Source organism: Schleiferilactobacillus perolens DSM 12744 (assembly GCF_001435585.1).
Lineage (GTDB): Bacteria > Bacillota > Bacilli > Lactobacillales > Lactobacillaceae > Schleiferilactobacillus > Schleiferilactobacillus perolens.
Map to the genome: position 1 here is coordinate 1 of NZ_AZEC01000013.1, position 14,171 is coordinate 14,171.

General features: G+C 50.2%; 16 protein-coding genes. 12 read left to right on the forward strand and 4 right to left on the reverse strand.

From position 1 onward, the window contains the following. The 6 genes from FD09_RS11960 to FD09_RS11985 all read left to right on the forward strand — a co-directional run. The coding region (locus FD09_RS11960) for a zinc ribbon domain-containing protein (protein WP_157053797.1) at positions 1 to 257 on the forward strand (257 nt) is incomplete at its 5' end. Between the two features lie 166 nt (positions 258 to 423). After that, on the forward strand, positions 424 to 1,350 hold the full coding sequence (locus FD09_RS11965) for an ABC transporter permease (RefSeq protein WP_057821694.1): 927 nt from the start codon (positions 424 to 426) through the stop codon (positions 1,348 to 1,350). Then, on the forward strand, positions 1,347 to 2,165 hold the full coding sequence (locus FD09_RS11970; protein ID WP_057821697.1) for an ABC transporter ATP-binding protein: 819 nt from the start codon (positions 1,347 to 1,349) through the stop codon (positions 2,163 to 2,165). Before FD09_RS11965 ends, FD09_RS11970 begins: the two co-directional genes overlap by 4 nt. Before the next feature lie 182 nt (positions 2,166 to 2,347). Further along, positions 2,348 to 3,289, forward strand: coding sequence for a hypothetical protein (locus FD09_RS11975; protein WP_057821699.1), 942 nt, complete (start codon positions 2,348 to 2,350; stop codon positions 3,287 to 3,289). A 123-nt stretch (positions 3,290 to 3,412) separates the two neighbouring features. Beyond that, positions 3,413 to 4,180 carry a sulfite exporter TauE/SafE family protein gene (locus FD09_RS11980; RefSeq protein ID WP_057821701.1) on the forward strand — a complete coding sequence of 256 codons (768 nt, stop codon included), beginning with the start codon at positions 3,413 to 3,415 and terminating at the stop codon, positions 4,178 to 4,180. 613 nt (positions 4,181 to 4,793) lie between these two features. Then, positions 4,794 to 5,081, forward strand: coding sequence for a hypothetical protein (locus FD09_RS11985; RefSeq protein ID WP_157053798.1), 288 nt, complete (start codon positions 4,794 to 4,796; stop codon positions 5,079 to 5,081). 13 nt (positions 5,082 to 5,094) lie between these two features. Here FD09_RS11985 and FD09_RS11990 read toward each other — a convergent pair whose 3' ends face one another. Next, complete coding sequence (locus FD09_RS11990) at positions 5,095 to 6,075, reverse strand: Gfo/Idh/MocA family protein (protein ID WP_057821705.1); 981 nt, start codon at positions 6,073 to 6,075, stop codon at positions 5,095 to 5,097. Continuing rightward, positions 6,072 to 6,749: a ribose-5-phosphate isomerase A gene (locus tag FD09_RS11995; RefSeq protein ID WP_057821706.1), complete on the reverse strand. Its 678-nt coding sequence runs from the start codon at positions 6,747 to 6,749 to the stop codon at positions 6,072 to 6,074. The genes FD09_RS11990 and FD09_RS11995 overlap by 4 nt, the downstream gene beginning before the upstream one ends. A gap of 176 nt (positions 6,750 to 6,925) precedes the next feature. Between FD09_RS11995 and FD09_RS12000 the strand changes: the two genes are divergently transcribed. After that, positions 6,926 to 7,762: a MurR/RpiR family transcriptional regulator gene (locus FD09_RS12000; RefSeq protein ID WP_057821708.1), complete on the forward strand. Its 837-nt coding sequence runs from the start codon at positions 6,926 to 6,928 to the stop codon at positions 7,760 to 7,762. Positions 7,763 to 7,827: 65 nt separating this feature from the next. Here FD09_RS12000 and FD09_RS12005 read toward each other — a convergent pair whose 3' ends face one another. Continuing rightward, positions 7,828 to 8,847 carry a LacI family DNA-binding transcriptional regulator gene (locus FD09_RS12005; RefSeq protein WP_057821710.1) on the reverse strand — a complete coding sequence of 340 codons (1,020 nt, stop codon included), beginning with the start codon at positions 8,845 to 8,847 and terminating at the stop codon, positions 7,828 to 7,830. A gap of 240 nt (positions 8,848 to 9,087) precedes the next feature. Between FD09_RS12005 and FD09_RS12010 the strand changes: the two genes are divergently transcribed. Next, the gene (locus tag FD09_RS12010; protein ID WP_235812287.1) at positions 9,088 to 10,203 is read left to right on the forward strand and encodes an NAD(P)-dependent alcohol dehydrogenase; all 1,116 of its coding nucleotides are present in this window, start codon (positions 9,088 to 9,090) and stop codon (positions 10,201 to 10,203) included. Positions 10,204 to 10,373: 170 nt separating this feature from the next. Here the strand turns inward: FD09_RS12010 and FD09_RS12015 are convergent, their stop codons facing one another. Beyond that, on the reverse strand, positions 10,374 to 10,727 hold the full coding sequence (locus FD09_RS12015) for a hypothetical protein (RefSeq protein WP_057821712.1): 354 nt from the start codon (positions 10,725 to 10,727) through the stop codon (positions 10,374 to 10,376). A gap of 274 nt (positions 10,728 to 11,001) precedes the next feature. On the opposite strand from FD09_RS12015, the gene FD09_RS12020 reads away from it, so the two are divergent. Genes FD09_RS12020 through FD09_RS12035 form a run of 4 tightly spaced genes read left to right on the forward strand, consistent with a single transcriptional unit; the run spans position 11,002 to position 14,006 of the window. Then, entirely contained in the window at positions 11,002 to 12,120 is a 1,119-nt protein-coding gene (locus FD09_RS12020; RefSeq protein ID WP_057821714.1) for a helix-turn-helix domain-containing protein, read from the forward strand. Then, positions 12,110 to 12,325, forward strand: coding sequence for a PLDc N-terminal domain-containing protein (locus FD09_RS12025; RefSeq protein ID WP_057821716.1), 216 nt, complete (start codon positions 12,110 to 12,112; stop codon positions 12,323 to 12,325). The genes FD09_RS12020 and FD09_RS12025 overlap by 11 nt, the downstream gene beginning before the upstream one ends. Continuing rightward, on the forward strand, positions 12,325 to 13,242 hold the full coding sequence (locus tag FD09_RS12030; RefSeq protein WP_057821719.1) for an ABC transporter ATP-binding protein: 918 nt from the start codon (positions 12,325 to 12,327) through the stop codon (positions 13,240 to 13,242). Before FD09_RS12025 ends, FD09_RS12030 begins: the two co-directional genes overlap by 1 nt. Then, positions 13,239 to 14,006, forward strand: a complete 768-nt coding sequence (locus FD09_RS12035; protein WP_057821721.1) for an ABC transporter permease — start codon at positions 13,239 to 13,241, stop codon at positions 14,004 to 14,006. Before FD09_RS12030 ends, FD09_RS12035 begins: the two co-directional genes overlap by 4 nt. Positions 14,007 to 14,171: the final 165 nt, after the last annotated feature.

Sequence of the window (14,171 nt, forward strand, 5' to 3'; positions counted from 1 at the left end):
CTTGGCAGCATCGCCAGGTGGTGATCGCTGATCGTTTCTTTCCGTCGACCCAACGCTGTTCGCGGTGCGGGTATGTCAAAACCACAGACAGCTATGGCGGCAAGATGACTTTGCAGGGCGACAGCATTTATCACCAGCACCGCACTTACCGTTGTTATGAGTGCAGCTTCGTCGTTGATCGAGATGATAATGCAGTGCAGAATTTAATTACGTATGCGGCGGGGCTTCCGCCAGAACGGGCAACCGTTCAGAGATGATTCTCCAGTCGGTCACTGTCCCAGCTGACTTGTTCAGTTGGGGGAATATCGGCGTTAACGAAATCGACTAAACACTGTCCTCCACGGGCCTAAATCTGAAGTACCACCATAGACCGGATGTGTATACATTTGAGGACATTTTTGAAAGCAGGAATTACTTTTCATCATGGATATTCTGTTATCGAGTCTTTCGCAAGGGCTGATTTGGTCAATCATGGCCATTGGGGTCTACCTCACTTTCCGGATTTTGGACATCGCCGATATGACCGCGGAAGGCGCCTTTCCTTTAGGTGCGGCGTTTGCGGCCAGCCTGATCGCGAACCACGCCAATCCGTGGCTGGCTACCCTGGTGGGGATGTTCGGCGGGATGCTGGCAGGTTTGATTTCCGGCCTGCTGTACACCCGGTTAAAGATTCCGGCACTGCTGACCGGGATTTTGACCCTGACCGGACTGTATTCTATTAACTTGCGCATCATGGGCAAAGCCAACATTACTTTACTCGGTCAACAAACCGTCTTCAGTGCCTTTGACCAATTCAGTAGTAACACCCAGGTGATCATCGTGGGGTCATTGATCGTCGTGGTGATCATGGTGCTGCTGGTGTTGTTCTTCAATACGGAAATGGGCTTGGCTGCCCGGGCGGTGGGGGACAACCCTGACATGAGTGCCGCGAACGGGGTGCACGTCGCCAATATGCAGATCGTGATCTACATGATCTCCAACGGGCTGATTGCCCTGGCTGGGGCGTTGATGGCCCAATCGAACGGTTACGCAGATATTTCCATGGGGGTCGGTACCATCGTCATTGCTTTGGCTGCCATCATTATTGGGGAAGTGTTGGTGCACAATCTCTCCTTTGGCAAACGGCTCATCACCATCATTGTTGGGGCGGTCGTTTACCGGTTGATCATCGCCTTCGTCCTGTGGCTGGGCGTAGACCCCAACGACTTGCGGCTATTCTACGCAGTCTTGTTGACGGTCTTGCTGGCGTTACCGTTAGCGCAGAAACTGGTGCGCCAAGGCCAACGGCGGCGGTTGAACAAGCAGCATATCGCAGAACTGGTGCGGAACAGTCAGGAGGATAAAAAATGAGCGAGGCAGTTTTAACGATTCGTGATTTGCATCAATACTTTGAACGGGGCACGATCAATGAAACCCATGCGCTCCAGGGAATCAATCTGACTGTTACCGAGGGCGAGTTTGTGACCATTATCGGGGGTAACGGGGCTGGTAAATCGACCCTGTTGAACTCCATTGCCGGGACATTGCCGGTGGATACCGGCCAGGTCGTGCTGGAAGGCAAGGATATTACCTATGATTCTGTCACCACCCGTGCGCGCTGGATTGCCCGAGTCTTCCAGGACCCGAAGATGGGCACGGCCCAACGGTTGTCCGTGGCTGAAAATATGGCCTTGGCCCTGAAGCGGGGCGAGCACCATTCGCTGTTCCGCATCGGTACACCGCGTTCATCTCGGCCGCGGTTTAAGGAAGCCTTGAAGCGGTTGAACTTGGGGCTGGAAGAGCGGCTGGATACTGAAATTGGGTTGCTTTCCGGCGGCCAGCGCCAAGCCATTACATTGCTGATGGCGACATTGCAAAAGCCGGAACTATTACTGCTGGATGAGCATACGGCGGCGCTTGATCCTAAAACCAGCGCGACTGTGCTGCAATTGACGCAGCAGTTGGTGCAGGAAGAGGACTTGACTGCGTTGATGATCACCCATAATATGCAGGATGCGATTAAGTATGGGAATCGCTTGTGGATGTTGGATCATGGGCGAATTGTCGTGGATGTGGCCGGGGATGAGAAGAAGCATTTGACTGTGCCGGACTTGTTGGAGTTGTTTAATAAGGCGAGTCAGGAGCAGATGACGGATGATGAATTGTTGTTGAGTTCTGATAACTAGGATTTCATGATGGAAAAGGCGTGGGAAAATTATCCTGCGCCTTTTTTGATTGTTTGGGATTGATCAATATGATATGGTCGGTGTGGATATTGCCGTGCCAATGCTCCGCATTGGCACTCGGCTGAGCGTGATTCGAATGGTATCGGGGCCAACCAAACAGAAGTAAATGGGAGGAAAACAGTATGCAGAACTTGAAAAAATTGAAGTTACTGGTCGCGGTACCTTTTCTGATTATATTGGCGAGTGGATGTGCTTCGCGGCCGGCTGCTCAGGCGGGAAAGGCAGAGGCAGAAACTTCTTCTGTTAAAGAAGCGAAGGTTGATGCTCAGAAAGAGAATCTTGGGAAAATCGTTGCGCAGGCTGAGCGGGATGGGGAGAAGCAGGCGGGAACGATTAAGCAGGCAGCCAAGTCTTATATTGGTGGCATTAGTGATTTGGCGGTGGCTAATCCGGCTAAGGTGAATGAGCTGGCTTCTGGCATTAACAAGGCCATTTTGATTAGCGGCGTCGTGACGCAGTGGCAGCCGAGTACGCGAAGTGATTCTGATGCCCATGATATTTATACGGTCATCACCGTACATGTGACGCAGCAGCATACGTTTCGGCAAGTGACTGATTTGACGGGGCAGGATATCCATGTTGTGCAGCCAGGCGGGTTGACGACGGTGGGTGCGCAGTGGCGGTACTACCCAAAGAAGGATTTTGAGAACTTGCAGGAACCAACGGCAGAAGAAAAGCAGCAACCGGTTTTTGTGGAGGATAGCGAAATGCCTCTGCCGCGGATCGGGGATCAGTTGATCACGGCAATTCAGCCGTTTGCTCACGATGCCAGTCTGCAGTTTCTGAAGCACAATCGATTCGATCAAAAAGAAGATTTTGTCACTGCCCATGGGGATAACGGCCAATTTTTCCTCAATCAGCAAACCGGCCAATATGAATCCCGCGCTGTCAAAGGCGTGAATTATGGCTTTGGCCAGGCCAGCGGGGTGGGCCAGGCGCCAGTGTACGAATCTTCGGCGACGAATGTGTTGAGTGGTGATGATTCTGGCCAGATTCACGACAATGCGGTAGCGTTGTTGAAAGATATCAACCAGCGTTTTGCGGTTAAAACCGTCTCAGATTAATCTATGACAGGGTCCTGCGACATTTCAGTGGCGGGACCTTTATTTGACTTTATCTTGACACATCATTGTTTTCGGGTGGAAACTGACCAAGAAAAGAAAATTGCACCTAGATAGGAAATCGTTATGACATTTTGGATCTTTGTGTACCTGATTGGGGCGGGTATTATGGGCGGTCTGTTGGCCTCCATTGCCGGCTTGGCATCCCTCGTTTCTTATCCTGCACTGCTGCTGATTGGCATTCCGCCAGTGGTGGCCAACGTGACCAATACCGCCGGCTTAGTGCTTTCTGGAATTGGCGCCACGACTTCCTCCAGCCGGGAACTAAAGGGGGAAGGCAAACTAGTGACGGGACTGACGGCCATTACGCTGGCCGGCGGTATCTTGGGCTCAATTCTTTTACTAATCGAACCGGCGTCCACTTTTGAACATGTCGTTCCCTTCTTTATTCTTTCAGCGGGTATCTTACTGCTGGTCAGCGGGCGGCAAGCAGACCGGAAAGATATTCCCAGATTGCGGGACCAAAACAAGTTTGGCCTGGTTTTGAAAGTCATTGGTCTCTTCCTCGTCGGTGCGTACACCGGCTACTTTGGTGCGGCTGGCGGGGTGATCATTTTAGCAATTCTAACGTTGAGCCTGCCCCAACGGTTCGCAGTATTGAATGCATTCAAGAATGTCATGGCCTTTATGGCCAACGCTGTCGCGACAGTCATTTACGCATTTCAAGGAAAAGTAGACTGGCTAGTGGTGGTGCCCTTGGGATTAGGATTCTTGATCGGCGGTTATTGCGGCCCCATTGTGGTTCGGCATGTCCCGGTGAAATTGATGCGGACATTGATCGCTTTTGCGGCATTTGGACTGGCGGCGTACCTATTTATTCAGGCTTATTTCTAAGCCAAAGAAAGAGCTTTCGCTCACATTTCAGCGTACAATAAATATTGAAAATAGCTGGTTTTTCCCTAACAAAGCGGGGTGTCAATCATGGCCGATTTGGTACTTGAATGGTTGGATTATCTGATCAACGGGATTGATGTAGGTACACGACAAGATCAACGTCGAGTCTGGTCCTGGCTGCACATGAAAGCTGAATTGATACGCGCAAAACGGACACAGAACAGGAAATAGACAAGCAAAAGCAGCAGAGGATTCGCCTCTGCTGCTTTTGCTGTTCATAGGCGCACAATGATACCGCTGATTCGGCTCTGTTTTTTGAACTTACATTATCGTAAGAGTATTGACGCACAATAGATCTAAATAATAGCGTTACCATATACCGCTAAAGTCTTCAAAGTTAGCAAAGTGTGGATTCATTCACTCTGGCAAATGAACCAGCGCGTTCCTATGCGCCAATCGACTTTCTTCGACCTCGGTGTGAATACATATTCTATGGCAAGCTGATTGATCGGCCAAAATTTGTCGAAAGGTACCAGTATCTTCGATTTTTGAGGGCCCCCAGTTTCTCTGGCGCCATGGGATAAGCCATACCAGGCGAGAAAGGATGATTCTTTTGTATACAATTCTGTACTACTGCGGAATACTGGCGCTGATTGTAGGTCTAATATTATCGGGTGTGTTGGCCAAAATTTTATTGGTGCTGGCTGTGTTGTTAATGTTTATTGGTATTCATAAAAATCCAAAACCTTATTCCAAAGTAGACCTGTTGATTGCATTAGCCGTCGTGTTAATCGTCTTTATTAAGTCGATCAAAGAAGGGCAACTCATATCCGGCGCGATCTACTGCATGGGATTAAGCTTGATGGCACTGTCTTTTTATTGGCGTCGTGCGCGTGCTTGATTTTAGAGGCCGATCAATCAAACGGAAACTTCATTCCCCAAGCGTTGCGCACGTTATCCATAATATGACTGACATCATGGGATAACTGCAACTGACCATCGTCGTGCCCGGCAGCAATGTAGCGCTGCATGTCTTGGACTTCATACACCAGCGCGTCGTCGGCATTGCCGGCTTGCAGCAAGGCGGTAGTGGATTCATGGGCATCAGCGGTATAGGTCACTTTGGCTTCCGTCGCCCGGGGATAATTGTCAATTTCAATGTAGCCCTTTGTGCCAGCAATAACGCCGCGCTTCGGTTGTTTGGCGCGCAATGATAAGGCCATGACCGCCATTTGTTCCTGGGGATTCTTGAGAATAATTCCAGATTGTTCGTCGACGCCGGTTTCAAAGAATTTCACAGTGGTCAGTGTCACATTCGGTTGACTAGCGAGGAAGGAGCGGGCAAAGGCGGTGGCGTAACCGCCAATATCTAAGAGCGCACCGCCGGCCAGGGCTTTGTTGAAGAAACGATTTTTGGGATCGTAGTCTTTCAAGCTGCCAAAATTGACTTGAACCAGGTGAATATCACCCAACCCGCCTGCGGCAATCAGGTCATGGACCTTTTGATACAGCGGCATATGCATTAATGTCAGTCCCTCGGTGAGGATCAATCCCTTGTCGTGGGCCATTTTTTGGACTTCGTCGAATTGTTTAGCATTGACCGTGATCGCCTTTTCGGCAAAGACGTGTTTACCAGCATTCAGGGCTTTTTTGATATAGGGATAGTGGTACGTGTGGGGAGTCGCAATGTAAATGATGTCGATGTTGGGATCAGCGATCATCGCGTCTGCATCAGTGTAGGTATGTTGCACATGCTTTTCAGCGGCAAATTTGTTCAGCATTTCCGCGTTGACGTCAGCGACCCCGTAGATTTCGCCATTCACTTTGTTCAACGCATCGGCCATTTCGTGGGCAATCCAGCCGGTGCCGATCATACCCCAATTATATTTTTTCATTTCAAATCACCTTTCTTAATCACCGTGACGGTACCATCGGCGGCTTCGGCCAAGATGCAAGATGTTAAATTGGCAAAATAGGAAGTGCTGACGACACCGTTAAAACGACTCAATTGATCTGCAATCTGCGCAATGTTAGTCCAATCCGCGGCGTGGCAATCCAGCAGGACATTACCCTGACTGGTGTAGACGTACCCGGCATAATTTGCCGCCACACGCTGCTGGACCTTTAACCCCAAGCCGGCAGCGAACTGGCCGACCAGTGCCGCACAGGCGGGGACGACTTCCAGGCACAGCGGCACTTGGGGATCTAACTGGTGCTGGACACGGGTGCTGGGGGCCAGAATGATGTAGCTTTGAGCCAGTTGGGCATATACTTTTTCCTGTGTGTGGATGCCGCCGTTGCTCTTGAGCAGATTCAGATCGGCATCGGCACTGTCACAGCCGTCGAAAGCCACGTCAATGTGATTGGGTTGGGCAATTGTGGGTAAATGCCGCTCTCGACAATAGGCGCGGGTCAATTCCGAGGGGCTGGTAATGCGTAAATCGGTAATCACTGCGGCAGCGATGGCGTCGGCCAAGGACTGCATATGACGGCCGCCGCCCAAACTCACTGTCATATGCGGCTGGATATACTGCAAGGCTTGCTTTGTGACTGGGGACAAGAAAATCATCTGCTCTCTTTTGTTATCCTAGAAATTTATTTTCACACAAACCATAATCCTGAAATTAATTTTAGTCAAGAACTGTTTTTGAATTTGATTTTCAATGGTCGCCGGGGTAGATTGGGGGAGAATGGTTTTCACGTTTTTCAAATCTACGAAAATAATTTAAGGCGGCGGGATTCGACATGCATGACAACATTATTGATGTGCTTTACAGCAAACAGCCCCAGATGTCGGTCACAGACCGTAAAATCACGGCAGTCATTCTGGCTGATCCGGCGGTGCCGGTGAATATGACGATTTCTGAATTGGCCAAAGCGGCGACGGTGAGTGATGCGTCGGTGTCTCGTTTTTGCCGGAACCTTGGTTTGGCCGGTTTCCATGAGTTGAAAATTGAACTGGCTAAGGTGGCAGAAAATCAGGACAGTTATTACCGCAGTATTGACCCCCACGATTTGCAAAAGTCGCTGCAGGCGATTACGGATAATAAGGTGGCGGAAATTACTGGGACTCTGAAGCACACCGCAGCGGCCACAATTGATTCCATTTTGGGGGTATTGGCGGCTGCCAGTATGATCCAAGTGGCGGCAGAGGGGGACACCTTTCCAGTGGCGGCGGATGCGGTTTATAAATTCAATCAATTAGGTATTTTGGCGGTGGCCGATCAATCCTGGGAAACCGCCATCGGGCAGACAATGAATTTGCCGGTGGGCGCAGTGCTGCTGGTTATTTCCAACTCTGGGGAAACACGTAATTTGTTGAAACAAATTGCTGTCGCTAAGGAAAAAGGAATTGCGATCATCGCCCTCACGAACCGGTCGGATTCCCCCATTGCGCTCCAGGCCGATTGGTACATCATGACCGCGGTGCGGCAAAAAATTCTACAGTCGGAGTATTTCTTTTCCCGAGTCGCTGCCATGAGTGCCATCGAAGCGTTGTTCCTGCTGCTGTTGGCGCGGAACAAGAATTATTTGCAGCATATTAAGCAGCATGAAGCACTGGTGGCGACCACTAAGGTTTAGCGGACAGGCACAAACATGCCCCAGAAATCACAGCACAAGATTTCTGGGGCCTATTTGTGTGTCCGTTATTTTTTAGTCGGGGTGGTCTGACGTTCTTCAATGGTAAAAGGGATCTCGATGCGCTTGATTTGATCCACCTGGTCCCCTGCATGGACAGCTTCGGCCACGGCGGTGCGGCCAATGAGATCAAAACTTTGGGTCATACTGCTCAATTGCGGCCGCGCCCGGGTGCAGGTACTGCTGCCGTCCACGCCAATCACGGCGAGGCTGCCAGGTGAAAAAGGCCGGCCCAAATCATATAACCCGTTCACGATGCCCAAGGCTGTGTCATCACTGGTGGCAAAGACAGCATCGACGGCGGTCTGGGGATGTTCAGAAAAGTCAGTGACGGCTGCCAACCCTGAATGGTAGCTATATTGACCATCACCAATAAATAACCACTCCTTGGCTGGCGTGACATCATAGGCTTGCAATGCCGCCGTATAACCCGCGTACCGGTAACGACCAATAATATCTTTTTGCGGATCGGCGCCGACAAAGGCAATTCTGCGATAACCCCGGCGCAGCAACAGATCAGTGGCTTGGTAGCCAATCTGAAAGTCGTCGGAAGAGACAGATGAAATATTTAAATCGCTGGCGCTGGCGACTTCTTGCGGATAAATACGGGCTTGCCGCAGGGTGTCCACAACGGTTTGATCTGGCCGAACAGAGAGGAACAGCACAGCAAAAACCTGCCGCTCAATCATGCTTTTGACCACTCGCGTAATCGAAGCCTGATTGTCGCGCTGGGCATACATGATGGTGACTTCTACGTCCCTTTCCCGAGCTTCCGCTAAAATACCTTGGATCACTTGGTCGTTAGCATTCGTGGCGGCCAGATAGTTGATCACGCCAATAGTACGCCGCTGTTGGGGACTGGCCAGGTCCGCTGCAGAGCGATTTTTGAAATAACCAAGCTCAGCGGCCGCAGCCTGCACACGCTTGGCCGAAGCTGCGCTGTAGCGTCCCCGACCGTTAAGAATGCGGGAGACGGATGCAGTGGAAAGACCGACAGCGGCGGCAATGTCCTTAATGGTGACGCTCAATAGAATTCCCTCCACGTAATCAGATTGTTAATGCCATTATACCGATATGCGTAATAATTACGCAAGCGGGCCACTTGCTGATCGCGGCCGCAAGAAGTCTGCTGCCAGGTCACAGACTCAAGGCATGCAAATCAAAAGTATTGACAAAGCAAACCTAACATGGCATCATTTGGGTAATCGAATGAGCAATCGTTTACTCAAAACGATACGCAATTAGCAACCATTTTGGAGGTTTTAATGATGATGGAACAAAAAACAGAAGTCGCTTTACCGGATATTCAAAAGGACAATTTACCCAAGACAACCCGCAGCGCGGTACTTAACAAAGTGTTTGATATTTCTTTAGAGCAAACGCCTTTACCCGCCATGAAGCCCACCGATGTCTTGGTCAAGATTGTCGCCGTCGGTATTTGCGGCTCGGATGTTCACTATTATGACACCGGTCACATTGGCGATTTTGTCGTGAAGAAGCCATTGATTTTGGGTCATGAAAGCTCTGGTATTGTGGTCGCCACTGGTGATGATGTGCAAAACTTGAAGCGCGGTGATCGGGTCGCCATCGAACCGGGTGTTCCCTGCGGCCACTGCAGTTATTGCCGTAGTGGGCGGTACAACCTGTGTCCGAATATGCAGTTTATGGCGACTCCGCCGGTCAATGGTGATCTGTCCGAGCTAATTGTTTATCCCCAAGATTTCTTGTTCCCGATTCCAGACGATATGAGCTATGAAATCGCCACGTTGAACGAACCGTTCTCGGTGAGCATCCATGCGGCGCAACTATTGGGTATCAAGCCTGGCTCCTCGGTCTTCATTTCCGGCGGCGGCCCTGTCGGTCTGCTGGCTATTTTAGCCGCCCGAACCTTTGGCGCACACCAGATCATTGTCAGTGACACCCAAGATTTGCGGTTGCAAACAGCCAAAAAGATGGGCGCCGATCGGGTGATCAATGCTTTAAAAGAAGATCCCCGCAAGGTCATTGCCGAAATGACGAACGGCGAGGGTGTAGACTTTGTTTTGGAAGCATCCGGTAATCCGAAGGCGGAACAAGCCGCGTTACGCACGCTCAAACGCGGCGGCAAATTGGCTTACATCGGTGTCCCCACCACCGATGCTGTCCCTCTGGATATTCCGTTCATGACCGATCACGAAACCCAAGTCTTTGGTATCTTCCGTTACGCTAATACGTATCCGCTGGGCCTGGAGATCCTAGAAAAGCACATGGGCCTCGCCGAGAACCTGCTCACCGACTTCTACCCACTAAGTCAGACCAAGGATGCATTAGAAAAGACCCGCACAGACAAGGGCGAATCACTCAAAGTCGTCATCTATCCTAACGAACAGTTACGGCATAATTGACGGTTCAACCCGGTCTTTGCCACTGAACATCAAGAAGCCCCGCCAACTCTGTATTTTCAAAGGGTTGGCGGGGTTTGTATTCCCTCAAAAATGCGTAATTTGTCTGGCTTTTTGTCTCCGCTAATGGATCGGCATCCGACCATCAGACTGGCCACCGACTAAAACTTGTCTTAAACATGACGATTTCTCTTCCGCACAATTTGTTTGTGCGTATCCACAATTCCAACTACCAAGGAGATACCAGCGATAAACAAGAATATAAATCCAAGATCTTGATCGGCATCACGAATCACCCCATACGCCAGAATGGCAATCGTAGCCGATGTGAGATATAGAGAATACGACTTCGTCCATGCCGATCCCCTAATGTAGAGCATGATCAAAACGAATACGGGCAACAAGAAAATCAGCAGAATAATCTTTCCCCGCATTGTCGTATACCCACCACCCAAGAGCAGCAATGCGTAAAGATATACAATCAATATTACAGATAGCAGTACAGCACGGGCGCTTTTTCTATTCATGCTAAACACACTCCAAAGTTCCACCTAACAATGACTTTAAGAACAATCAGAATGTCCCCTTATATTATATTCCCCAAAGCGACCTGTTGTTGTTCAGATGCTCACATTTCACCGCGGATTGCGCAGCTTTGGCACGGCCCCATCACCACAAGCTTTTAGCCCATCTTTTTTGTATACCTCTGGTTGATTTTTCTCTCGATTAGTTGACAACCACTCCATATACTTTCCCCCACCGACCGCTTAGAATTAGCAATGTAGAGAGAAGGAAAACGACATGCGAGTGAACATTGGCCCCGTGCTGGTCACCCAGCGCAAAGAGCGCGGCATCACCCAACAGCAATTAGCAGATTTCATCGGTGTTTCCAAAGCGGCTGTCTCCAAGTGGGAGACTGGCCAAACTTATCCAGACATCACCCTATTACCGGCTCTGGCTGCGTACTTTGATTTACGGATCGATGATCTGCTCGATTACGAACCGCAACTGTCGACCAAAGAAATTCAAAACATTTATGCGTCGCTGAAAGATTCCTTTGAAACCGAGTCAGGCGCGGTCGTCTTGCAAAGAATTCGCAGCTTTGTGCGGCGGTACTATGCCTGCTATCCGTTCATTCAACAAATGGGTATGCTGTTGATCAATCATTTCGATTTGCTGCCGGGAAAGTCGAGTGATGACGAATTGAAAACTTATGTGCCAGAAGCCCAAAAGCTATTTGTCCATGTGCGGGAAAATGCCCAGGACTCCGCATTGGTGGCCCAGGCTAAAAATATGGAAGGCTACACATTGCTGATACAGAACAAACCGGAGCAAGTACTGGCCCTCCTTGGCACCCGCACACCGGTCTTTTTACCCGCAGAGAGCCTGATTGCGACGGCCTATCAGCAGCAAAATCAGACCACGAAGGCTAGGGCTGTGTATCAAAGCGCGCTGGCCCAATACTTATCCATCATGATGAGCCAGTTCAGTAATTACCTGCAGCTATTAGTGGACGATCCAGCAAAGTTTGCGGAAACCTATCGGCGAGCGCAGGGACTGGCTCAAGTGTTCCATTTCGCCCAGCTTAACCCAGTCGCCATGATGAACTTTCTGCTTTCCGCGGCGACAGGCTTTGCCCAGCAGCACCAGGCCGATCTGCTATTCACGGTACTGAGCGATTACGCGGCCATTTTCACTGCGACGCCATTTCCGGTGCAACTGTACGGGGATGATTATTTTGATCAAATTGGCGATTGGCTGGAACACCTGGATATTGGCACCCAACTGCCCCGAGATCCCAAAAAGGTGCAGGCTGGTTTACGAGATTATGTACTGCACGGGCCGATGTTTGCACCATACCAGGGCGACCCGCGGATGACTGCGATTCGACAACAAATGGAGGCTAATCATGAACAATAATGTACAAGTATTAATAAAATATTTACCGATTTTTATCCCGCTGATTATATTGGAACTGGCCTTGATGGTCACGGCACTGGTCCACGTATTACGCCACCCCCACTACCGGTTTGGCAATAAAGTGATGTGGATCATCATCGTGGTCTTCATTCAAATCATCGGACCGATTGTGTATTTCGTATTTGGTCGAGGCGAAGATAACTAATGACTGATATTTTAACGCTGCACCATGTCCAGAAGCGCTTTGGCAGCCAACAAGTGTTGCAGGACGTGGATTTTAGCATTCCCACTGGTTCGATTTTTGGCTTTGTGGGTGAAAATGGCGCGGGTAAAACCACGACCATGCGCTTAATTTTGGGATTGGAAAAAATTGACAATGGGCAGATCGAAGTGGGGGATGTACCGGTCACTTTTGGCGCCACCAAGACCAACCGGATCACCGGGTATTTACCAGACGTACCGGCCTTCTACAGTTATATGACCCCCCGCGAGTATCTTAACTTATGTGCTGAAATCACCGGGATTCCCAATCGAGCGGCCAAGATTACTGAGATGCTGCAACTGGTCGGGTTGCCGGATAATAAACATCGGATTCGCGGCTTTTCCCGAGGAATGAAGCAACGTCTTGGCATTGCCCAGGCATTATTGAACGATCCTCAGCTGCTAATCTGTGATGAGCCCACCAGTGCGTTAGACCCTGCCGGCCGCAACGAGTTTCTGGAATTGTTGGCGTCTTTACGGGGCAAAGTCACCGTGCTTTTTTCGACGCATATTCTCAGTGACGTAGAACGGATCAGTGATCGGGTAGGAATTCTCCACGACGGGCGGCTGCAGGCTTGTGACACGTTGACCAATTTGCACCAGCAATATGGTCAGTCCCAAATCGCCATCAGTTTTGCGGCACCAGCCGCTGCCCAGCAGTGTGCGACGGTGCTGCGGCCGACTTTTGGCGATCAGGTGACAGTGACGGAGACGACGGTGACACTGACCTACCAGGGCGATTATACCGCGGCGGCGCAGCAGGTTTTGCGGGCCTTAGTGCAAGCCGACCTGACGCCCACGGCGCTGCATAAAGTGGATCCGACGTTGGAACAAATCTTTTTGGCGGTGATTAAGAAATGAAAGATGTATGGTTTTTCTTCAAAAAAGAATTGCTGGAATCATGGCGGACGTATCGCTTCATGATCCTAGCAGTCGTGTTCTTGATTTTTGCGCTGATGAGTCCATTTATCGCTAAGCTGACGCCGGAGATTATGAAAATGAGTTTCGGTGACAGCCTGGGCATTAAACTGCCTAAGCCGACATCGGTGGATTCCTGGACTCAGTTTTATAAAAACATCGCTCAAATTGGCATCTTTGTGGTCGCCATCATGTTTGGCGGCACAATGAGCCAAGAGCTGAGCAGGGGGACCTTAATCAATCTGGTCACGAAGGGTCTGTCTCGGTGGGCAGTTGTGGCGGCCAAATATCTCTGTCTTGTCGTGGAATGGGTCGTCGTGGTAAGCAGTGCATTTTTCGTGACTTGGGGGTACACGGTATACTTTTTCCCCGATAGCCGTAGCCCCCATGTGGTGGCCGGTTTTCTCCCGCTGTTGTTGTTCGGTCTATTCTTCTTGGCTGTGATTCTGTTCGGCTCCACCTTGGCCCGCAATAGTTATGGCGGTTTACTGTTCACCATTCTGGTGATGGCCGTCCTTTATCTGGTGAACCTGTTCAAAGATGCGCAGAATTACAATCCAGTGTCGCTGATCGGCGACAATATGGCACTGGTGCAAGGGACCAAAGACTTGGCCAAACTTGCCCCGGGCATGGCTATCGCTGTGGTAGCGACGGGATGTTTGCTCGGCGGTGCAGTGGCGGTGCTGAATAAGAAAAAGCTGGCATAGTGGTCTAGTCCATTGTGCTGTGAAGGCCAGAGCATTCTCGCGTTTCGTTGCTTTCCGCATAGCAACGGCATTGGGACGGAGAAAGATATAACATTTTCGTAACGTCTAAGCAATTTGATTGCGTTTTCCTAGGCCCACCGGTACAATTGTTTTGTACGATATTGG

Bases quoted from the DNA above. Each gene is read 5' to 3' on its own strand.
- FD09_RS11965 (WP_057821694.1), top strand. From the start codon at position 424: ATGGATATTCTGTTATCGAGTCTTTCGCAAGGGCTGATTTGGTCAATC.
- FD09_RS11970 (WP_057821697.1), top strand. From the start codon at position 1,347: ATGAGCGAGGCAGTTTTAACGATTCGTGATTTGCATCAATACTTTGAA.
- FD09_RS11975 (WP_057821699.1), top strand. From the start codon at position 2,348: ATGCAGAACTTGAAAAAATTGAAGTTACTGGTCGCGGTACCTTTTCTG.
- FD09_RS11980 (WP_057821701.1), top strand. From the start codon at position 3,413: ATGACATTTTGGATCTTTGTGTACCTGATTGGGGCGGGTATTATGGGC.
- FD09_RS11990 (WP_057821705.1), bottom strand. From the start codon at position 6,075: ATGAAAAAATATAATTGGGGTATGATCGGCACCGGCTGGATTGCCCAC.
- FD09_RS11995 (WP_057821706.1), bottom strand. From the start codon at position 6,749: ATGATTTTCTTGTCCCCAGTCACAAAGCAAGCCTTGCAGTATATCCAG.
- FD09_RS12000 (WP_057821708.1), top strand. From the start codon at position 6,926: ATGCATGACAACATTATTGATGTGCTTTACAGCAAACAGCCCCAGATG.
- FD09_RS12010 (WP_235812287.1), top strand. From the start codon at position 9,088: ATGATGGAACAAAAAACAGAAGTCGCTTTACCGGATATTCAAAAGGAC.
- FD09_RS12015 (WP_057821712.1), bottom strand. From the start codon at position 10,727: ATGAATAGAAAAAGCGCCCGTGCTGTACTGCTATCTGTAATATTGATT.
- FD09_RS12020 (WP_057821714.1), top strand. From the start codon at position 11,002: ATGCGAGTGAACATTGGCCCCGTGCTGGTCACCCAGCGCAAAGAGCGC.
- FD09_RS12025 (WP_057821716.1), top strand. From the start codon at position 12,110: ATGAACAATAATGTACAAGTATTAATAAAATATTTACCGATTTTTATC.
- FD09_RS12030 (WP_057821719.1), top strand. From the start codon at position 12,325: ATGACTGATATTTTAACGCTGCACCATGTCCAGAAGCGCTTTGGCAGC.
- FD09_RS12035 (WP_057821721.1), top strand. From the start codon at position 13,239: ATGAAAGATGTATGGTTTTTCTTCAAAAAAGAATTGCTGGAATCATGG.